Source organism: Streptomyces yerevanensis (genome assembly GCF_000716805.1).
GTDB lineage: Bacteria > Actinomycetota > Actinomycetes > Streptomycetales > Streptomycetaceae > Streptomyces > Streptomyces flaveus.
In genome coordinates this window covers 86,934-107,245 of the sequence record NZ_JNWJ01000008.1, presented here as the reverse complement: position 1 = coordinate 107,245, position 20,312 = coordinate 86,934, and the positions used below count along the sequence as shown (strand labels likewise).

At 69.7% G+C, this 20,312-nt stretch carries 18 protein-coding genes and 1 pseudogene; 10 read left to right on the top strand and 9 right to left on the bottom strand.

The genetic code is table 11. From position 1 onward, the window contains the following. A complete protein-coding gene (locus OP79_RS10455; RefSeq protein ID WP_033319779.1) occupies positions 1–1,584 on the bottom strand; it encodes an ABC transporter substrate-binding protein in 1,584 nt (527 codons plus the stop codon). Between the two features lie 319 nt (positions 1,585–1,903). On the opposite strand from OP79_RS10455, the gene OP79_RS10450 reads away from it, so the two are divergent. Beyond that, the gene (locus OP79_RS10450) at positions 1,904–2,821 is read left to right on the top strand and encodes an MHYT domain-containing protein (protein ID WP_078491705.1); all 918 of its coding nucleotides are present in this window, start codon (positions 1,904–1,906) and stop codon (positions 2,819–2,821) included. Between the two features lie 81 nt (positions 2,822–2,902). On the opposite strand, the gene OP79_RS10445 is transcribed toward OP79_RS10450, so the two are convergent. Next, a complete protein-coding gene (locus OP79_RS10445) occupies positions 2,903–3,385 on the bottom strand; it encodes a VOC family protein (RefSeq protein ID WP_033319880.1) in 483 nt (160 codons plus the stop codon). Positions 3,386–3,543: 158 nt separating this feature from the next. Between OP79_RS10445 and OP79_RS58480 the strand changes: the two are divergent. Then, positions 3,544–3,714 (top strand): annotated as a pseudogene (locus tag OP79_RS58480) (IS1380 family transposase); the annotation flags it as partial. A gap of 222 nt (positions 3,715–3,936) precedes the next feature. Here OP79_RS58480 and OP79_RS10440 read toward each other — a convergent pair. Genes OP79_RS10440 through OP79_RS10425 form a run of 4 tightly spaced genes read right to left on the bottom strand, consistent with a single transcriptional unit; the run spans position 3,937 to position 7,941 of the window. Continuing rightward, positions 3,937–5,457, bottom strand: a complete 1,521-nt coding sequence (locus OP79_RS10440; RefSeq protein WP_033319778.1) for a tripartite tricarboxylate transporter permease — start codon at positions 5,455–5,457, stop codon at positions 3,937–3,939. A 5-nt stretch (positions 5,458–5,462) separates the two neighbouring features. Then, entirely contained in the window at positions 5,463–6,050 is a 588-nt protein-coding gene (locus tag OP79_RS10435) for a tripartite tricarboxylate transporter TctB family protein (RefSeq protein ID WP_051744555.1), read from the bottom strand. After that, the gene (locus tag OP79_RS10430) at positions 6,047–7,075 is read right to left on the bottom strand and encodes a Bug family tripartite tricarboxylate transporter substrate binding protein (RefSeq protein ID WP_051744554.1); all 1,029 of its coding nucleotides are present in this window, start codon (positions 7,073–7,075) and stop codon (positions 6,047–6,049) included. The genes OP79_RS10435 and OP79_RS10430 overlap by 4 nt, the downstream gene beginning before the upstream one ends. After that, the gene (locus OP79_RS10425; RefSeq protein WP_051744553.1) at positions 7,072–7,941 is read right to left on the bottom strand and encodes a hydrolase; all 870 of its coding nucleotides are present in this window, start codon (positions 7,939–7,941) and stop codon (positions 7,072–7,074) included. The genes OP79_RS10430 and OP79_RS10425 overlap by 4 nt, the downstream gene beginning before the upstream one ends. A 101-nt stretch (positions 7,942–8,042) precedes the next feature. Between OP79_RS10425 and OP79_RS10420 the strand changes: the two genes are divergently transcribed. Further along, the gene (locus OP79_RS10420; RefSeq protein ID WP_033319777.1) at positions 8,043–9,104 is read left to right on the top strand and encodes an ArsR/SmtB family transcription factor; all 1,062 of its coding nucleotides are present in this window, start codon (positions 8,043–8,045) and stop codon (positions 9,102–9,104) included. Positions 9,105–9,131: 27 nt separating this feature from the next. Here OP79_RS10420 and OP79_RS10415 read toward each other — a convergent pair whose 3' ends face one another. Then, positions 9,132–10,229, bottom strand: a complete 1,098-nt coding sequence (locus OP79_RS10415; protein ID WP_051744552.1) for a CapA family protein — start codon at positions 10,227–10,229, stop codon at positions 9,132–9,134. Positions 10,230–10,448: 219 nt separating this feature from the next. Here OP79_RS10415 and OP79_RS10410 point away from each other — a divergent pair, with 219 nt between their 5' ends. Genes OP79_RS10410 through OP79_RS10390 form a run of 5 tightly spaced genes read left to right on the top strand, consistent with a single transcriptional unit; the run spans position 10,449 to position 16,322 of the window. Continuing rightward, positions 10,449–11,357 carry an amino acid ABC transporter permease gene (locus OP79_RS10410; RefSeq protein WP_033319776.1) on the top strand — a complete coding sequence of 303 codons (909 nt, stop codon included), beginning with the start codon at positions 10,449–10,451 and terminating at the stop codon, positions 11,355–11,357. Further along, positions 11,357–12,166 (top strand): amino acid ABC transporter ATP-binding protein, encoded by an 810-nt coding sequence (locus tag OP79_RS10405; RefSeq protein WP_106972352.1) that lies wholly within the window; start codon positions 11,357–11,359, stop codon positions 12,164–12,166. The genes OP79_RS10410 and OP79_RS10405 overlap by 1 nt, the downstream gene beginning before the upstream one ends. Next, positions 12,163–13,425, top strand: a complete 1,263-nt coding sequence (locus OP79_RS10400) for a dipeptidase (RefSeq protein ID WP_033319775.1) — start codon at positions 12,163–12,165, stop codon at positions 13,423–13,425. Before OP79_RS10405 ends, OP79_RS10400 begins: the two co-directional genes overlap by 4 nt. A 51-nt stretch (positions 13,426–13,476) precedes the next feature. Further along, positions 13,477–14,439, top strand: a complete 963-nt coding sequence (locus OP79_RS10395; protein ID WP_033319774.1) for a transporter substrate-binding domain-containing protein — start codon at positions 13,477–13,479, stop codon at positions 14,437–14,439. An 8-nt stretch (positions 14,440–14,447) separates the two neighbouring features. Then, positions 14,448–16,322 carry a CocE/NonD family hydrolase gene (locus tag OP79_RS10390; protein WP_033319874.1) on the top strand — a complete coding sequence of 625 codons (1,875 nt, stop codon included), beginning with the start codon at positions 14,448–14,450 and terminating at the stop codon, positions 16,320–16,322. Between the two features lie 15 nt (positions 16,323–16,337). Here OP79_RS10390 and OP79_RS10385 read toward each other — a convergent pair whose 3' ends face one another. Next, entirely contained in the window at positions 16,338–17,432 is a 1,095-nt protein-coding gene (locus OP79_RS10385; protein WP_033319773.1) for an ArsR/SmtB family transcription factor, read from the bottom strand. Between the two features lie 66 nt (positions 17,433–17,498). Continuing rightward, positions 17,499–18,497: a LacI family DNA-binding transcriptional regulator gene (locus tag OP79_RS10380; protein WP_033319772.1), complete on the bottom strand. Its 999-nt coding sequence runs from the start codon at positions 18,495–18,497 to the stop codon at positions 17,499–17,501. Between the two features lie 194 nt (positions 18,498–18,691). On the opposite strand from OP79_RS10380, the gene OP79_RS10375 reads away from it, so the two are divergent. Next, complete coding sequence (locus OP79_RS10375; RefSeq protein WP_245685269.1) at positions 18,692–19,513, top strand: ABC transporter permease; 822 nt, start codon at positions 18,692–18,694, stop codon at positions 19,511–19,513. Further along, a complete protein-coding gene (locus tag OP79_RS10370) occupies positions 19,513–20,298 on the top strand; it encodes an ABC transporter permease (RefSeq protein WP_211270766.1) in 786 nt (261 codons plus the stop codon). The genes OP79_RS10375 and OP79_RS10370 overlap by 1 nt, the downstream gene beginning before the upstream one ends. The last annotated feature ends 14 nt before the right edge of the window (positions 20,299–20,312 follow it).

The window sequence follows — 20,312 nt, the reverse complement described above, 5'->3', positions numbered from 1 at the left end:
TCAGGCTCCCTTCAGGCCGATGCCGAGATAGTCGAACTCGAAGCCGTACTCGGTGTATCCGCGCACCTTCCGCGAGAGGCCGACGAGCCGGTCGGCGAACATCGGGGTCATCGCCCCGCCCTTCTCCATCACGAAGGTCTGCGCCTCGCCGTACAGTTCGCGCCGCCGCCGGTCGTCCGTCTCCTGGCGGGCCCGGTCGAGCAACGCGTCGAAGTCCTTGTCGGACCAGGCGGTCTCGTTGTAGGAGGAGCCGCTGCGGAAGACCTGGGTGAGGAGCTGGTCGACGGGTCTGCCCGTGAACCAGTACGTCGCCATGAGCGGCTTCTTCATCCAGATCTGCGTGTAGTAGGAGTCCGCCGCGGCCGTCTTGACCCGGATCCGGATCCCGGCCCGCCGGGCCGAGTCCTGGTAGGCGAGGGCCATGGGCGTGAAGACGGGGTCGTACGAGGACGTGTAGAGGTCGACCGTCAGGCCCTCGTGTCCGGCCTGCCTCAGCAAGTACCGCGCCTGCTCGGGGTCGTGCTCGGGATGCGTGGTGATGTGGGCCGGGTCGCTCGGCGGCACCGGGTTGTCCCAGCCGGCCGTGCCCGCGCCCTGCAGGGCGACCTTCACCACGTGCTCTGGGTCGTAGGCGAGCTTCATGGCCTGCCGGACGCGTACGTCGGTGAAGGGCTTCTCCGTGGTGAGCATCGGCAGCACGTACCACTGGCCGTTCTCGACCCGGGCGATCGTCGCGCGGTCGGAGGCGGCGATGACCCGGGCGGTGGCGAAGTCGAGGTTGGTCTGGGACAGCAGGTCGACCTGCCCGGCCAGCAGGGCATTCGAGCGGGCCGACATATCGGCGACCGAGTAGAACGAGATGGCGTCCAGGACCGGGCGGCCCGCCCAGTGGTCCTCGTACGCGGTGATCCGGCCGGGTCCCGCGGGAGTGAACGACTCCAGCTTGAAGGGGCCGGTGCCGATACCGGTGCGGCCGATGCCACCGGCGCTGCCGTCGGGGATGACATAGCAGTTGTAGTGCGTGAGGAGGCTCGGGAACTCCGCGTTCGGGGTCTTGAGCGGCACAACGAGCGTGTGGGCGTCGGGAGTTCGCAGTCTGTCGAGGTCGACGAGCGGGGCGAGGACTGCCGCCTGCGGGGACGCCGTCTTCTCGTCGAGGATGTGGCGCAGGGTGTACGCGGCGTCGGCGGAGGTGAGCCTGCGCCCGTCGTGGAAGGTGACGCCCTTGCGGAGGCGGAAGGTCCAGGTGCGGGCTCTGGCGTCCGGCTCCCAGGACTCGGCGAGGTCGGGGGCGACGGTGCCGTCCGCGCCGATGCGGACCAGCCGGTTGTAGAGGGCGCCGAGGTATTCGTACGCGGACAGGGCGCTCGCCGGGTCGAGGGTCTCCGCGTCGGAGGCGGGCGGCCGGGCGATCCGTAAGGTGCCGCCGCGGTCAGGGGCACCCTGTTTCTCATCCGTGGGCAGTGCGGGTGCGGCTGACGCGCCGGTACAGCCGCTGAGCAGCCAGGACGCGCCGAGCGACGCGGCGCTCGCCGCTCCCGCGGCGAGGACCGACCGCCGTCCCGGGTGATGGGTGTCGGACATGCGCACCGACCACCCCTCTCGCTATTCGTTCGACGGAACGATTGAGTGAATGGCGTGAACGATAACGCGGGCACGGACCCCCGCCAACCCTCGGAGCGTGGAACTTAACCTGGGGAAACCCAGCTGTTACGGGCTCCGGGGGGCGGGCACGCCCGGGACGGGCCCGCATTCGAACCGGTCGGTTTGCGCCAACTGGGGGCAGCATTTGCGTCAGGCCGCGCCGACCCGACCGAGTACCGACGGTAAGGGCTTGCTACGCCGCCTCTTCGGACGCGAACCTTCCCCTTCCAAGTAGCCAGGCCTCGGGGGGAAATGGCATATGCAAGGCACAGTGGACGGATTCAGCTACGGCGTTGTCACTCCGGTGGCCGCCTACCTGATGGCCTGCCTGGGCGGGGCGTTAGGGCTGCGCTGCATCGTCCGGACCCTGTTCAACAACAAGCAGGCGTGGAAGCCCGGTTGGCTGGCGCTCGGTGCGGTGTCGATCGGATGCGGCATCTGGACGATGCACTTCATCGCGATGATCGGTTTCCAGGTCGAGGAGACCCGTCTCAGCTACGACGTCGGCCTGACCGTGCTCAGTCTCGTCGTGGCGATCGTCGTGGTCGGCATCGGCGTCTTCATCGTGGGATACGGCGGCGCCTCCGGCGGCACGCTGTCCATCGCGGGGATCGTCACCGGTCTCGGCGTCGCCGCCATGCACTATCTGGGCATGGCGGCGATCCAGATGGACGGGAGCATCCGCTACGCCCCGGGCCCCGTCGCGCTCTCCATCGTGATCGCCGTCGTCGCCGCGACCGCCGCGCTGTGGGCGGCCGTTTCGATCCGGGGCTTCATGACCAGCCTGGGCGCCAGCCTGGTCATGGGTGTGGCCGTGAGCGGCATGCACTACACGGGCATGGCCGCGATCAGCGTGCACCTCCACGACACGACCGGCGGCGCACGGACCGGCGACTCGCCCATGTCGCTCCTGCTCCCCATGCTCATGGGACCGGTCATCTTCCTGGTGCTGGCCGGAGCGATCGTGATGTTCGACCCTCTCCTGGTCACGGGTGACGGCGATGAGGGCCGGCCCGCCGCTCAGCGCCGGCGCGCCACGGCCGGGAGCGACGCCGAACCGTCCGCGCCCCGGTCCAGTTCGCCCTTCGAGGGCTTCGAAAGTTCCGAGGGGCAGCCTGGCTCCGCGGGACGCCGCCAGGGACAGTACGAGGCCTCGAAGTCCGCCTACGAGTGGTGAGTTGCCCTTTGCGGCGGCGCACAGTGGCCGGCTCCCCCCACGGTGGTGTGCGGTCGGCCGGCTGCCGTGCGCCGCGCCGGCTCACTCGCCCGCGGCAGCCTTCTCCAGCGCGGCGACGTCCAGCTTCGACATCTTCATCATCGCGTCCATCGCCCTGGCCGCCGTCTCCTCGTCAGGGTCGCCGATCAGCTCGAGGAGCCTGCTCGGGACGACCTGCCAGGAGACGCCGAACCTGTCCTTCAGCCAGCCGCAGGGGCCCTCCTGGCCGCCGCCCTCGGTGAGCTTGTTCCAGTAGAAGTCCACCTCGTCCTGGTCGTCGCAGCGGATCTCGAAGGAGACGGCCTCGTTGAACTTGAACTCCGGGCCGCCGTTCAGGGCGACGAACTTCTGTCCGTTCGCCACGAACTCGACGGTCACGACGGTGCCGGCGGGGCCGGGTCCGGCCTTTGTGTAGCGGAGGACCCGGCCGAGCTTGGAGTTCTTGAAGACCGAGACGTAGAAGTCCGCAGCCTCTTCCGCCTGGCCGTCGAACCAGAGACATGTGGTGAATCCGTCGGTGGTCATGAGCACCTCCTGGTGGGTGAACGCTGTCACCTGTATCGACTGGTCCTCGGCCGGAAACTCATCGCTCCACTCGAGATGGGGTTGCCTCCGGCGGTTGCGCGGAGCGCCTGGCCTCGCCGTTTCGCTCGGGTACGGCGGCTGTTGAGGCGGAAATACGACTCGCGGCGGCCGAGCCGAAGAAGCTCCGCTACCGGCTGCTGCACGTCGACGCACGCCTCACCCGTGGCGGCGGTCGCCTGCTCTTGCGGATCTCGACGACCTGGCCCTGGAGAAACGAGCTGGTCACGGCCTTCCATCGGCTGGCCGCGCTGCCCCGCCCGGTCGGCTGACCGGCAATACCACCTGACCGCCACGACTCGAAGGACCTGGAGAACCCGACCACCGCGCCGAGACTCCACCATGCCCGAGCACCGAAAACGCCTCGCTCATCCGACAGCCGGCGATCAGCGACGTCTCATCACACCAACCGAAACGGCGAGGCCAGGAGCCCGGTCCCAGCCCCGCGGGCGAGGGCCCAGCCCTGGTCGCATGTCATCCGGGGCCGGGCCCGGTCACTCCGGTTCCGGGAGGCGGACGCGCGTGCGCCGCCGCAGCAGCACCGGTGCCACCAGCGCGGTCAGCGCCAGCGCGAGGATGGCCGCCGACGCGGGCCGGGTGAGGAAGACCGTCGGGTCACCCTCGCTGAAGGCCAGGGCCCGGCGGAACTGGGCCTCCATCAGCGGCCCCAGTACCGCGCCGAGGATCAGTGGCGCGACGGGGTAGCCGGTGCGCCGCATGAAGAGGCCGAGGACGGCGACGCCGATGGCGAGCATCACCTCGAAGGTGCTCTGCGAGATGGCGTACACGCCGAGGAGGGCGAAGCACAGGATGCCCGCGCTGAGCACGGGTGCCGGGATGCGCAGCAGCTTGACCCAGATCCGGATCATGGGGAGGTTGAGCACGAGCAGCATGACATTGCCGATGTAGAGGCTCGCGATCAGCGTCCACACCAGGGAGGTCTGCTGGTCGAACAGCTGCGGTCCGGGCTGGATGTTGTAGATCTGGAAGGCGATGAGCAGCACGCCCGCCGTGGCGGAGGTGGGGATGCCGAGGGTGAGGAGCGGCATCAGTACGCCGGAGAAGGCCGCGTTGTTGGCGGCCTCGGGGCCTGCCACGCCCTCGATGGCACCGTTGCCGAACTCGTCCTTCCGCTTCCCTCGTTCCTGTCCGCGCTTGGCCAGCCGGCGCTCGATGTTGTAGCTGAGGAACGTCGGGATCTCCGCACCGCCCGCGGGCATCGCGCCGAAGGGCACGCCGAGGGCGGTGCCGCGCAGCCACGGCCGCCAGGAGCGGCGCCAGTCGTCGCGCGTCATGCCGACCGGGCCGCGGAGCGAGGCGACCTGCTCGGATCCGTCGGGCGTCAAGGTCGTGTACAGCACCTCGGCGATGGCGAAGAGGCCGACCGCCAGGGCCACCACGGAGATGCCGTCGTACAACTGCGGCACGCCGAAGGAGTAGCGGGCCTGGCCGGTCAGCGCGTCGATGCCGACGAGCCCGACCGCGAGGCCGAGGAAGAGGCTGGACAGACCGCGGATCAGGGAGTCACCGATCAGCGAGGTCACGGTCACGAACGCCAGCACGATGATGGCGAAGTACTCGGCCGGCTGGACCAGCTTCGCCACGGCGGACATGCCGGGTGCGAGGAAGGTGATCACGACCGTCGAGATGGTGCCCGCGACGAAGGAGCCGATCGCGGCCGTGGCCAGGGCCGGGCCCGCGCGTCCCGCCCTGGCCATGGGATGGCCTTCGAGGGTGGTCGGCACCGAGGCGGTCTCGCCGGGGACGTTGAGCAGGATGGCGGTCGTGGACCCGCCGTACATGCCGCCGTAGTAGATGCCCGCGAACAGCACGAACGCGCCGACCGGGTCGAAGACGAACGTGAGCGGCAGCAGCAGTGCCACCGTCGTCGCCGGTCCGAGGCCGGGCAGCACGCCGACCAGCGTGCCCAGGGTCACGCCGGCCAGGGCCAGCAGCAGGTTCTGCAGGCTGAGGGCGCCGGCGAAACCGTTGCCGAGATTGCCTAGAACTTCCATGACTGTCAGATGGCCAATCGCAGGTAGCCGGGCGGCAGATCGATGCCGAACAGCCGGTCGAACACGAAATAGGTAGCCAGGCCGATCACCAGTCCGATCAGGACGTCGCGCACCAGCTTGCGGCTGCCCTGGATGCGGGCGGCGCCCGCGTAGAAGACGGTGGTCGCCTGCCAGTAGCCGGCCGTCGGCATGAGCAGCGCGTACGCGATCAGGGCGGCCAGCAGCATGAACGTCGCCCGCCGCCGTGCTGGGGTCGGGCCGCCGGGCTCCGCCTCCCGCGTCGCACCCGGGGCCTCCGGCTGTGCCGACCCGGCCTGGGCTGCCGGCCGCCGCGGCCCCAGGAACGCCTGGACGACGCCTATCGCGCCGACCAGGGTCCCCGCGGCCCCGATGAGCATCGGGAAGGGCCGCGGGCCCACAGCTTGGTAGCCGCCGCCCTCCGGGATGAGGAACGCCCCGATCAGCACCGTGAGGCCCACGGCGAGGACGAAGAGCGCCATCACGCGGGAGCCGAACTGCTGCTGTTTGTCCGGCTCTTGCTGTTGCTGTTGCTGTTGACGCTGCCGCGGCCGGGCAGTCTGGGGAACCGTCACTTCACCAGTCCCAGTTCCTTGAGTACGTCATTGACCTGGCCTTCCTGCTTACCGATCAGGTCGCCGAACTCGTCGCCCGGTGTCCAGGCGTCCGTCCAGTCATTGCGTTTCAGTACGTCCTTCCAGCAGTTGGAGTCGCGCATCTTCCGCACCGTGTCCACCACGGCCTGCTGCTCGGCGTCGGAGAGCCCGGACGGGGCCAGCACGCCGCCGAGGCTGGAGACGGCGGCCTCCTCCAGGCCCAGTTCGGCGAGCGACGGGGCGTCGATGCCCTCGATCTCCTGGCCCTCGGGCTTCTCGGCGAGGGCCAGGACCTTCAGCTCGCCGGCCTCGATCTGGCCGCGGAGCTCGGTCACCGTGGCCATCCCCACGGTCGCGGCCCCACTCAGCAGCTGGCTGACGGTCTCGCCGCCACCGCCGGTCGGCACGTAGTTGATCCTGTCCGGCGAAACGCCCTTGCTCTTGCCGAGCAGCGCCGCCTGGATGTGGTCGGCGCCGCCGAGCGAACCGCCGGTCCACTTGATGGACTTCGGCTTCTTCTCGAGGTCCGCGAGCAGGCTCTTCAGGTCGTCGTACGGGGACTTCTTCGGGACCACGAGGACACTGGGCGAGCTGGTGAGGCCGGCCACCGGGGTGAGCGACTTCATGTCGACCGGGGACTTGTTGACGGCGATGCCGCCGAGCATCGTCACCGTGTCCATCACCATGAGCTGGTGCATGTCGCCCTTGTGCTCGATGAACTCGGCCAGGCCGATGGTTCCGCCCGCGCCCGGTTTGTTCGTGACGGTGACCTTCTGGTCGATGACATCGCACTTGGTGAGGGCCTGCGACATGCCACGGGCCCGGGTGTCCCAGCCGCCGCCGGGGCTGCCGGGGGCGAGCACGGAGATGCCCTCGGTGGGGTAGGCGACGGTCTTGTCACCACCGCCGTCGCCCTCGTCCGCCGCGCCCACGGCACAGCCGCCGACCAGGCCCACGGTCACCAGCGCGGCAGCCGTGCGGTAGTACGTGCTCGTGCTCTTCATCTGCCGCTGCCTTCTTCCAGATCTTCCAGAATCGACGTGAAGAAATCCTTGACGGGTTCGAGGACGTACATCGCCTCGTGGCCCACGCCCGGCACGACGTCGAAGCGCACCGATATCCCGTGCCGCTCGAAGTCCGCGCTCAGTGCCTTCAGCCGCTCCAGCCGGGTCCGGCCATGGGCGTCGGCACCGTCCATCCAGTTCGAGTCGCCGACGTTGTTGATCTCCCAGGTCTCGGTGTCCTCGGAGCCGACGACCATCTGCACCGGTACGTCCCGCAGCTCCGCGAGCCGCGGCGGCCGGCCGAACTTCTCCTCGAAACCCTTGAGCCCGACCCACCAGGGCCGCTCGGCGTCGAGGTGGGTGATCCGCCCCGGGGCACCGATGGAGAGGCCGCTCAGCCGGTCCGGGTGCAGATAGGCGAAGCGGTGGACGAACTGCCCGCCTCCGGAGAAGCCGTGCAGCAGGAACCGGGAGGTGTCCGTGTTCCAGCGGGCACCGGCCTCCGCGACGATCTCCAGCAGGACCTGGTCGTAGCGGATGTCGCCGTACTCGAGGAACTTGAAGTTGTGGAGGTCGTCAGGGTCGCCGATGCCCGCGGGGAAGAGCGGGCACAGCACCAGACAGTCGTGCCGCTCGCCCCACTCGGCGAAGTTGTCGCGGTACTGGGGGCCACGTCGGCCCGTACCGTGCTGGAGCACCGCGAGCGGCAGCGGGGCGCCGTCCGGGTCATGTGCGCTCGGCACATAGGCACAGAACGAGAAGCGCTGATCGAAGCGCGAGGCGAAGATCGTGGTCGCGCCCCCCGAGTAGTACTGACTCGGATGCGCGGGCCCGCCCCGCTCCGAGGGCCGTACGTAACCGGCCACTTGTCCTCCAAACCGCAGGTCAACAGGGATTCGAGGGATGAGTCTGCGAACTTGCCGGGGGCCGGACAACAAGATTGTCGCCAAGGCGGTAACACTGGGGGATGGCCGTGACCCTGCACATTGACGCGGCGAGACCGGAGTGGATCACCGTCCGGCCCTCGCCGCTCGCGGAGTTGTGCGCCGCGCTGCACGCCCTGGACGAGCCGGGACACCACCCGGCGAGCCAGTCGTGGGTGTCCGCCGTGCACAGCGGCGTCACCGGGGACCTGCTCACCCGCGCGACGGTGTGGGCGCCGCTGTGGGGCGCCTTCCGGGCGCGCTATCTGCTCCCCCTCACGGCCGGTGCGGAGCGCTCGCTCGGCGCCGAGCTCGACGGCATCGCGCGCCTGCCGGTCGACGCCTTCACCGCTCTAACCGTGCAGGCCCTGATCGGCAAGAACCCCACCTCGGGGGAACCGCCGCCGGACCCGGCGGGTGTGCTGCCGCGGCTGCGGCTTATTTCGTTGGGGCGCTACGACCTGGGCCTGCGGCTGATCGAGGATCCGGCCCGGTTCCGGGGCGAGTTGCTGGACTTCCTCGCCGCCTTCGCCGCCGCGGCCTTCGACGAGGAGTGGCGGCGGGTGCGGGCGGCGGTGGATCCCGATGTGCAGACCCGGCTGCGGCAGCTGCGGCTGCGCGGCGTCACCGGGGCCTTCGACGGGATCGGTGCCGTGGCGGACGACCCGCCGCGGGTGGTCTTCGACAAGCTCTACCACGCGACGGTGCGGCTGGACGCGCGCATGCCGTGCGTGCTCGTGCCCAGCGCGCACGGGGATTCGCATCTGGTGGTCAAGCACGTCCCCGGTTACGCCGTCGTCGTGCAGTATCCCGTGGTGCCCGCCGTGGAGGCTGTCCCGGTCGAGGAGATGCGCAGGCGGCTCGCCGCGCTGCAGGATCCGACACGGCTGCTGATCTGCCGCGACATCCTGCGTCATCCCGCGGCCACGGCGGAGCTGGCGGCCCGGCTCGGGATGACGTCGCCGCAGATCTCACGGCATCTGCGGCAGCTCCGCGAAGTCGGTCTGGTGTCCACGCACCGGCACGGGGCCGTCGTGTACTACCGGCTCAACGTGGACGCCATCCGGCGCCTCGGCCCGGATCTCCTGTCCGGCTTGCGCCACTGAAAGACAGCCAGGCCTGCGCTTTCTGGCTCAGCCGAAACGAACTCGCCCGTCGGCGTCCACGCGGGTCGAGGGGTTCAGGTCCCGGGAAAGTTCCTCGACGCGACGCAGGATCGCTTGACCCGTGGCGGGCGAGGGAACGGTGGGTTCGCCGTCGGCGTCGAGTTCCACCGGGTGGAGGCGCAGTTCGGGTGGACCGTCCCCGAGGTCGATGTCGAACACCGCGCTTTCGAACCAGGGCCGGTCGGACATCCGTTGCTTGTAGCGGGCGGGTGGCCGCCGGTCCGGCTCGCCCACCTCCTCGCAGGGGTGGAAGAGGAAGTTTCCGGTCGAGTACAGGATGAGTCCGTCGCGGTACCTCTCCACCGGGTGCAGGCAGTGCGGGTGGTGGCCGATCACCAGGTCCGCGCCGGCGTCGATGAGGCTCCGGCCGAGCGGTTGCTGGTACTCGGCCAAGGGGCCCTGGTTGTCGGGCAGATAACACCACGGAACGCCCCAGTGCACGGCCACGACCACCGTTGCGAACCGCTCCTTGGCCCGCCGGACCGCCTGGTGCGCCCGCGCCAGGTCGGCCTCCCGCGCCCGTGTGCGCACGTAGGGCACCGTGCCCGGCTGCTCTTCCAGCAGTACGCCGTCGAACTCGTAGCTCTGCTCGATCCGTACCGGCGCGATCCCTGGCCGGTGCGATGTCGCGTTGAAACCCGGGGGCAGCGTGCTGCACAGGCTGAGGAAGGCGATCTCGGCGTTGTTCCGGCCCGTCAGACGGGTCTCGCGCAGGGCCTCGTCGAGATCCTCCCCCGCGCCGGCGTGCGCGACCGCGACCCCGTCGAGGGCCTTCAAGGTGCTCCGCAGGCCGTCGATGCCGTAGTCGAGGGCATGGTTCGTGGCGAGCGAGCAGGCGTCGAGGCCGAGCCGGGCCACCTCCGCCGCGGCGGCCGTGCCGACACGGAACGCGACGGGTTTCTCAGCCGGGTGTCCCGAATCGGTCAGCGGGGCCTCGAGGTTGCCGATCACCAGGTCGGCGTCCCGCAGGAGAGGCAGAGCCGTGGTGCCGGGACCGAGGTCGCCGTCCAGTGGCAGGGCGGGCCTCCGGGCGACCACAACGTCTCCTACCGCGATCAGCTTCATGCGTCACTCCGCTCGGCTCGTTTCTTCCTGGTCGGGCCACTGGTCGCGCCACTCCTTCGGGGCCGCTGCACCATCGCGTGCCCGGCCGACAGTAGATCCGCGGCACGCGCATGGCGTTAACGATGAACACATGTGTGTCAACCGTCGGCGAATGCTGTTGGCGGGGAATTTAGGGTGCCGTCATCGGCCGTGCCGTTCCGCCACCCATCCGAGGCCCATATGACCAGAGTCCTGAATCTCGACGCACCGCCCGATGCGCTGACGTTCAAGCGAATCAAGCGCCGGCGCCCGGCGATATGGGTGGCCAACGCCGCCGTCGTGTTGTTCGTGGCGATGATGGCGACGACGGTCCTCACCAATCCCCGCTTCGAATGGGGAACGGTGTCCCGCTATTTCTTCGAGATACGCATTCTCCAGGGCATCGGCGTCAGTCTCGGCATGACGGCGGTGACGATGCTGCTCTCGCTCGTCCTGGGCACGGTTGTGGCGCTCATGCGCATGGGGCAGGCACGCCTGATGTCCGCCGCGGCCGCGGGTTTCATCTGGGTGTTCCGCAGCATTCCGATGCTGGTGCAGCTCCTGTTCTGGTACAACCTGGCAGCGCTCTTCCCCACCCTGTCGGTCGGCATTCCGTGGGGACCGCAGTTCGCCACCTTCGACTCCAACTCCCTCATCGGCCCGCTGACCGCCGCCGTCGTCGGGCTCACCCTGCACGAGACGGCGTACATCGCGGAGTTGATACGGTCCGGACTGCTCTCCGTGCCGGACGGTCAGCGGCAGGCCGCCGCCGCGCTCGGGCTGACGCCCGCCCAGACCTTCTTCCGGGTCAGCCTGCCGCAGGCGCTGCGCATCATCGTGCCGCCCATGGGCAATGAACTGATCTCGCTCCTCAAGGCCACCTCGCTGGTCAGCGTCATCTCCCTCGCGGACCTGCTGTATTCGGTGCAGCTCATCTACGCGAAGAACTTCCAGACCGTCCCGCTGCTCATCGTGGCGGCCATCTGGTACATGGTCATCACGGGAGTCCTGACGGTCGGTCAACAGCGCCTGGAACGACGGCTTTCGCGGCACACCTTGGCCCGGACGCAGAAGAGCGCGTCTCCCAAGAGGATCGAGAATTCACTGTGATCGGAGCATCGGAGTCGGAGACGGCAACGGAGAAAGAGCCGGAATCGCAGGCGATCATTTCGCTGCACGAGATTCGAAAGTCCTTCGGCGAGACGGAAGTTCTGCACGGGATATCGCTCGACGTGCGTCGCGGTGAGACCGTCTGCCTCATCGGGCCGTCCGGATCCGGGAAGAGCACCCTGCTGCGCTGCATCAACCATCTCGAAGTGCCCGACGGCGGGTTGGTCCTGGTCGACGGAAACGTCATCGGCTACCGGCAGAACGGCGACGTCCTGGTCGAGCTCGGCAGCCGGGAACTGGCCGCGCAACGAGCGGTCATGGGCATGGTGTTCCAGAGTTTCAACCTCTTCCCCCACCTGACCGCCCGCGAGAACATCGTGCACGCTCCCCGCCTCGTACAGAAGTTGTCGAAGGCGGAGGCGGACGCCCGCGCCGAACGGCTCATGTCCCGCGTGGGTCTTGCCGAGAAGCTCGACAGCTATCCGGAGGAGCTGTCGGGCGGCCAGCAGCAGCGCGTCGCCATCGCCCGCGCGCTCGCGATGCAGCCCAAGGTCATGCTCTTCGACGAACCGACCTCGGCCCTGGACCCGGAGATGGTCCAGGAGGTCCTGAGCGTCATCCGTGACCTCGCCGACGAGGGCATGACCCTGGTCGTCGTCACCCACGAGATGAGGTTCGCCGCCGACGTCGCCGACCGGATCGTGTTCATGGACGGGGGACGCATCGTCGAGCAGGGCTCCGCCGAGCAGATCACGACCCGGCCCGGCCATGACCGTACCCGCGCCTTCCTGTCGAAAGTCGTCTCATGAGCATCCCGGCCCCCCTGCCTTCGCTGCCCTCCCTGCCCGACAAGACCCGCAAGCGGCTCGCGCTCTGGGACGCGTACCGCTCCTACCAGTACCTGGAGGCCGGGCAGGACTACGACGCCTTCGACGTCGTACCGGCCGTCGGACGTGTACCCGGCAGCGCCATCGAGTGGAGCGACGCCGTAGAGGAACGCGCCCGGGACTTCGAGGAGCGGCACCTCGTCGTCTCCGCGCACGACCACCTCTCGCTGCGCCCGGCCGACCCGCACCGCTTCTCCGAGTACCGGCGCCAGGGGCGGGAGTTCACCCCGTACGAGGGCATCGCGCACTCCGGAGTCGACCTGTTCTTCGACGGCGGACCGGCCGCCGTCAGCATGATCCGCGCCCATACATCGTGGGACTGGGACGACGCGGTCAGCGACCTGGCCATGCGCCAGGCGGACTGGGCGCACCAGTCGCTCGTCGCACCCGTACGCACCCTCGAGGATGCCCAACGGGCCCGCGCGGAGCACAAGGTCGGCGTGGTGCTCACCCTGGAGTCGGCCACCCCCATCGGCAACGACGTCGACCGCCTGGATCTGCTCTACGGACTCGGCGTACGGCTCCTGGGCCTGGTCTACAGCGAGAGCAACCAACTCGGCTCCGGTCTCGCGGACACCGGCGACGCGGGGCTGACCGTGCTCGGTCGCCGCGCGCTGCGCAGGATGAACGACCTCGGCATCATCGTGGACGTCTCGCACACCGGCGACGCCACGGCCCTCGACGCCGTCCGCCACTCCTCGTCCCCCGTGGTCATCACCCATGCCGGAGCCCGCGGCCTGTGGCCCACCCCGCGGATGAAGCCGGACGACGTCATCCGGGCCTGCGCCGAGTCGGGCGGCTTCATCGGCATCGAGGCGGCGCCGCACACGACGATCACCGCCAAGCATCCCCGGCACTGCCTGGACTCGGTGATGGAGCACGTCGAGCACTGCCTGGACCTGGTCGGCCCGGACCATGTCGCCTTCGGTCCCGACACCAACTTCGGCGACCACACGGCCTGGCACCGGGTCTTCGCCGGCCTGTTCGGCAAGGACGACGCGGAGCCGGGCGTACTGCCTCCCCATGACGAGGTCGCGTACGTGCACGGCTGCGAGAACCCCGCGGAGTCCGTGGGCAACATGATCCGCTGGCTCTTCGAGCACGGCTACTCCGACGAGGAGGTGGCCAAGCTCGCAGGCGGAAACGTACGGCGTGTGGCCGCCGCCGTCTGGGAGCGCTGACACCGCCTCACTCCTGGCTCGCCCCCTCCCCTCCTGCAATTGGACCCTGTCATGCGCAAACCGATCCGCACCGCCGTCACCGGCACCTGCGCCCTGATCCTGCCGCTCGCTCTCGCGGCCTGCTCGGTCGACGACTCCTCCGTGGGCGCCGCGTCCGACACCAGCAGAAAGCCGAAGGCGAGCGCGTCCGCCGCCATCGCCCTGGCCTCGCCCGATGCCGCCCTGCAGGCGAAAGTGCCGAAGCAGTACGCCGGCAAGGAGGTGGTGATGGGCATCAGTGAGTACGCGCCCTACGTCACGTTCGGCTCCGGCGGCGACATCACCGGTCTCGTCCCCGATCTCGACAAGCAGCTCTCCTCGATGCTCGGGCTGAAGATCACCGAGCGGAAGACGACCTTCGACGCCACCATCCCCGGCATCAAGTCCGGCCGCATCGATCTCAGCGCGCCCGTCGGGGACTTCGTGGAGCGCCAGACGGAGGTCGACCTGACCGACTTCGCGCAGAGCAACGTGACCGTGATGGTGAACAGCCAGAAGTCCTTCCTCCCCAAGGCGGGCAGCGACCTGTGCGGGCGCAAGGTCGGCGTCGAGAAGGGCGCGGGCACGCAGAACGTCGTCGCGGCACTGACCAAGCGGTGCGAGAAGAGCGGCAAGTCCGCTGTGCGGGAGCAGGTGTTCAGCGATCTGCCGTCCGCGGCTCTGGCCCTGCAGAGCAGCCGTATCGACGCCGTGGCCGCACCCAGCGCCTCCAACACGGCCGCGAGCGAGACCTCGGGCGGCCGCTTCAAGACCGTCGAGATCAAGGACATGCTCGATCTGCCCGCCGCCACGGCGATCTACGGCATCGTGTCGAAGAAGGACTCGGGCCTCGCGCCGGTCCTCGCCGAGGCCCTGCAGAAGCTGTACGACAACGGCACCTACAAGAAGCTCTTCGACAAGTGGGACCTCCCCCTGTCCACCGTGGGGAAAGAGAAGATCACGGTCAACGGCTCCCGGCAGTCCCAGAGCGGGTGACCGGCTCCATGACGCAGGCACCACCGGTCGAGTCCCCCGAGCACATCGCCGACCAGCAGGTCTGGCGGCAGGTACTGCACATCCCCGTACGCGACGGGATCCTCCTCGCCGCCGATCTGTACGCGGAGGGGGCCGACCCGTCCCCGCGCCCGGTCATCCTGGAACGCACCCCCTACGGCCGCCGCGCGCCCCGCGAATCCGACCGGAGCCGGCACGACGAGCCGGTGCCGAGCCCGGAGGAGACGTCCGCCTACTTCGTGCGGGCCGGATACCACGTCGTACGGCAGGACTGCCGGGGGCGGGGTGACTCGCAGGGCACGTTCGTGAAGTACCTCAACGAAGGGCCCGACGGCGCGGACACCGTCGAGTGGATCGCCGCCCAGCCCTGGTGCGACGGGCAGGTGGCGATGATGGGGGTGTCCTACTCGGCGCACGCCCAGACGGCGGCCGCCGCGGAGGCCCCAGGGCACCTGGCCGCGATGTTCCTGGACTCCGGAGGGTTCTCCAGCGCCTACGACGCCGGTATGCGGATGGGCGGCGCCTTCGAACTGAAGCAGGTCACCTGGGCGTTCCGGCACGGCGAGGAGAGCCCTGAGGCCGAGCGCGACCCGCTGATCCGCGCCGCGTTCGCCCGCACCGACCTGCGGGACTGGTTCAGCGCGATGCCGTGGCGGGCGGGCGCGTCCCCGCTGCGGCAGGTCGCCGACTACGAGGAGTACCTGCTGGAGCAGTGGCGCCAGGACGCCTTCGGGACGTACTGGCGGCAGCCCGCGATCTACGGACGCGGTTCCTACGACCGCTTCCCCGACGTCCCGAGCCTGCACATGGCGAGCTGGTACGACCCGTATGTGCGCTCCACCATCGAGAACTTCACCGCCCTGGACCGGCTCAAGGACTCGCCCGCCCATCTCGTGATGGGCCCCTGGACGCACGGCCAACGCTGTGTCACGTACGCCGGGGACGTCGACTTCGGCCCCGACGCCACGCTGAGCGACAACCTCGACGCGTCGTATCTCGCCTTCCGGCGGCGGTGGTTCGACGCGGTGCTCGGCCGCGGCGGTGATCCGGGCGCGCTGCCCCGGGTGCGGTACTTCCTCATGGGCGGCGGGGACGGACGCCGCGACGAGGCCGGGCGCATGCGGCACGGCGGCCGGTGGCGGACCGACAGCCAGTGGCCTCCGACGGCCGCCCGCGAGACCGCGTTCTACCTGCACACCTCCGGCGAGTTGACCACCCTGCCGCAGGACGCGCGTGAGGCGTGGGTGGAGTACGACTTCGATCCGGACAACCCCGTTCCCACGCTGGGCGGTCAGGTCACCTCGGGCGAGCCGGTCATGGTCGGGGGCGCTTTCGACCAGGTGCCGGACGCCCGGTTCCACGGGGCGCGCGAGCCGTACCTGCCGCTCAACTCACGACCGGACGTCATCTCGCTGACCACACCGCCGCTGACCGAGCCGCTCACCGTGACGGGCCCCGTCACCGCCCGGCTGTTCATCTCCTCCAGCGCTCCGGACACCGACTTCACGGTGAAGCTGATCGATGTGCACCCGCCCAACGAGGACTATCCGCACGGCTTCGCGATGAACCTCACCGAGGGGATCTTCCGGTGCCGCTTCCACAAGTCCTTCGAGCATCCCGAGCCGCTGTCGCCCGGAGAGGTCTACGAGATCCGGATCCCGGCGCCGGACACGGCGAACCGTTTCGAGGCCGGGCACCGGCTGCGGGTGGACATCTCCTCCAGCGACTTCCCGCGCTTCGACGTCAACTCCAACACCGGTGAGCCGGAGGCTCTCACCCGGCGCAAGGTCGTGGCGACGAACCGGGTTCACATGGATGCCGCGCATCCGTCCGCCGTTCTGCTGTGGGTAGGGCCCGACCAGTGACCGTCGGTCGGGTACTCAGCGCATGATGGTCGCGAGCGCGTCCTGTCCCAGTCGGAGCAAAGTGCTGGTGGCCAGCCGGTGGTAGACGTACCGGCCCTCCCGCTCCGACTCGATCAGTCCGGCCTCGCGCAACTGCCGGATGCTGCGGGAGACCTGAGTGTCGGCGAGCCCGAGCCGCTGGGCGAGCTCCGAGGTGGTGATGGGCTCGCCCAGCAGATGCCGGCACAGCTCCATCCGGCCCGGGGAGGCCAGCACGGTCAGCCGCTCATGGAGCTGACGCAGGGTCAGCTGCTCGGCGGCCCGGCCTGCGAGTGCGGCGAACTGCACCACGATCGGGAAGGGTTCCTCGTCCTTCACGGTCAGGTGCGGCCAGCCGTGCACCGAGGGGATGATGAAGAGCGGGCGCGGCCCGACGGGTATGTCGGCGATCGCCAGCTTGTCGTAGCGGACCTTCGCCCCGTCCTTGGAGACGACGGCGGTCGGGCTGAGACCGGCCAGCACCTCGGCCAGGTCGCGCCGCCGGACGTCGGTGCGCAGCTGCGCCACGGCCGGTTCCAGCCGGTCGTGCAGCAGCCGCCACTCGGAGGCGAAGAACGCGGCGGAGCACTCCCGCAGGAAGCCGATCAGCCGGGCACGCACCCGCTCCGGCGACGTCACCAGGTCGTACGCCAGCGCCCCGCGCCGGAACGACCGCCGCTCGCACTGCGTGACGTACGCCTGAGCGGCCACCGGGTCGTGGAGCAGCATCCGGGCCGGCGGAACGTCCTCCAGGAAGCCGAGCGCGCCCTGGGCGCACAGCCCCACGAACTCCTGCTGGGACAGTGTCTCCAGATGCCCCAGCTCGTCCTCGAAGGATCCGTCCAGTGGTGCCGCCAGCGGGAACAACAGCCGGCAGCGGAGCCTCGCCCACAGGGGCGAGAGGGCACTCATCTCGTCCCTGAGCCCCTCGTCGAGGCGCGCGTCCAGCAGCCTGCGCGTCCAGCGCTGGGCTTCGGGATGGTGATCCGGTTCCGCCAGGATGTGCAGGACAGTCAGCAACTCGGCGAGCGGCGAACGCCCGACATGGACATCGGCCGCCTGGGCGCTCCTGAGATCGAGGGTGATCCCCACGGGAGCAGCGTACTCGCCGCCGTTCGACGGCCGGCGCTGCGCAACGTGCCGGGCGGGCCTCTGTCTTCAGGACACCTCGGCCGTTCGGGGCGGCGCGGCAGTGGAGTCGCGTACGTCGAGACGTGTGGGGATCCGGACGCGCTGCGGGCGCCCGCCAGGGAGCGGGGTGGTCTGGAGGAGGCGGCATGCGGCGCTACCCGCTTCCTCCAGGGGGACGTGCAGTGCGGTGCTGCCGGGCTGGGTCATCCCGATGACGGTCAGGTCGTCCGAGGCGGCGAGGCTGATGTCCTCGGGCACGCGCAGCCCGGCGGTGCGCAGTCCCATCAGGAGCCCGAGCAGAACATAGCTGCTGTAGACCAGCACCGCGGTGACGCCCTCGTCCCGGCGCACCAGATCCTCGGCCGCGGCCAGGCCCGCGTCGACCTGGGGCGGTACCGGGTCCAGCACGATCAGTTCGCCTCCCCCGTCGGTAACCGCCGTGCGGGCGGCCTTCCTGCGCTGCTGGTCCATCCAGGATCCGGGCGGGCCACCGAGGTAGGCGATGCGCCGGTGGCCAAGACCGGTCAGGTGGGCCATCAACTCCCGTACGCCGCCGGGGGTGTCGACGACCACCCCGGGCAGGCCCCGGACCGTGCGGTCCACCGTCACCGTCGGGAGCCGCTCGGCGAGCTCGCGCAGCGCGGCGTCCGCGCTGACCGGGGCGACGAGGACGAGCCCGTCGACGCGGGAGCCCAGCTGCGCCGCCAGCTCGCGTTCGCGGGTCTCCGAGCGGTCGGACACGCCGAGCAGGACGTTGCCTCCCGCCTCGGTCAGTGCCTCTTGGACGCCGGTGACGATCGGCGGGAAGAACGGGTTGGCGAGGGTGGGGACGATGACGCCGACCAGGCCGGTGCGGCCGGTGGTCAGGGCGCGCGCCGTGGCGTTGAGCGTGAAGCCCATCTCGGCCGCCGCCCGCGCCACCCGCTCGCGGGTCGCTTCCGCCACCATCTCGGGCCTGCTCAGGGCCCGCGACGCCGTGGAGGTGGACACGCCCGCGGCGCGCGCGACGTCTGCCAGCCGAGCCATCCGTTCCTGCCTTCTCTTGATCCAGTGCTGATTCTGATCGGGCGCTGGTCGCACGTCTCGATCGAGTGCTGGTTACACGCTTTTTACGAGCAGCCGTTGACCGGCTCCCGGGCTCCAGCGTAGCTTGCCTGCAATCGGTTGCTGCAACCGATTGCAGCACATCGCTTCAGAACTACTCCAGGAAGGCCCCGATCGTGTCGCGCAGAGCCGCATCAGGCCTCTTGCTCCTGCCGGGCTCGGCACTTCTCGCGTTCGGCTTCCTCTATCCCTTCGGCGTCACGCTGTTCGCGCCGCCCGCCGCCGACGACCCCGACGTCCTCGGCAAGCTCGGGGGGATGCTCGGCGACACTTACGTCCTGGGTGTCGCGGCCCGCACCATCCGGGTCGCCGTCCTGACGACAACGGTCTGCCTGCTGCTCGGCTTCCCCGTGGCATACCTGATCTCCCGGGCGCCCAAGCGCCGCCAGGGGCTGCTGCTCGCCCTGGCCGTCTTCCCGCTGCTGCTCAGCACCGTCGTACGGACCTTCTCCTGGCTGGTCCTCCTCGGCCGCAACGGCCTGATCAGCGACCTGGTGGCCGGACTGGGCCTGGCCGACGACGGCACCCAGCTGCTCTACACGGAGTTCGCCCTGGTCGCCGGGCTCACCCAGCTCTTCACCCCGATCATGATCCTCACCTCGTACAGCTCGCTGTCCCACGTCGACATCAAGCTGGAGGAAGCAGCCCGCGGTCTCGGGGCCAGCTCCGGGCGCGCCTTCCGGCGTGTGGTGCTGCCGATCGCGCTGCCCGGCGTGCTGGTGGGCGCGACGTTGGTGTTCGCCGGCGCGGTCACCGCGTTCACCACGCCACTGCTGCTGGGCGGGACCCGCAACCGCACCCTGGCCACCCTCCTGTACGACTACGCGAACGTGAAGCTCGACTGGGGCGCCGCCAGTGCGGTGGCCCTCATCATGACCGCGCTGGTGCTCGCCGCGAGCTGGGTCTCCGGGCGCCTGTCCAGGGTGGGGGCGGTGTGATGCGCGGGCGTCCCGTTCTCTCCGCCGTGGCCGCGCTGGCCCTGGTCTTCCTCCTCGGACCGATCCTGCTGGTCGTCGCCGTCGCGTTCTCCTCCGGCGACACGGTGGAGTTCCCGCCGCCGGGCCTGTCGGGCAAGTGGTTCACCAAGGCGCTGTCGTACCAGCCCTTCCAGGAGTCACTCGCCACCAGTGCCCTGGTGGCGGCCGGGGCGACGCTGCTGGCGCTTCTCGTCGGCATCCCGGCCGCGCTGGCGATCCAGCGCCAGCGCTTCCGCGGCCGTAAGGCCGCCGAGGCCATGTTCCTGTCCCCGGCGATCGTGCCCGAACTCGTCCTCGGCTTCGCCCTGTTCCAACAGCTGATGGTCACCCTGCGCATCACCGCGCTCGGGGTGCTGCTGATCGGGCACACCGTGCTTCTGCTGCCGTACGCGGTACGCGTGACGGGCGCCTCGCTCGCCCTGGCCGATCCCGCGCTGGAGGAGGCGGGGCGGGGCCTGGGCGCGGGCCCGCTGCGGACCTTCCTCCACATCACCCTGCCGGTGATGACGCCCGGGATCGTCTCCGCGGCCGTGCTGTCCTTCCTCACCTCCTTCAACAACGTGCCGCTGTCGCTGCTCCTCAACGGTCCCGGCGTGTCCACCCTCCCGGTCCAGATGCTCCAGTACGTCGAGTTCTCCTTCGACCCGGTCGTCGCGGCGGTGAGCACGCTGCTGCTGGCGGCCACTGTGCTGGTCGCCCTGACCACCGAGCGACTCGTCGGCTTCAACAAGGTCTTCGGCAAGTAGGCAAGTAGGGATGT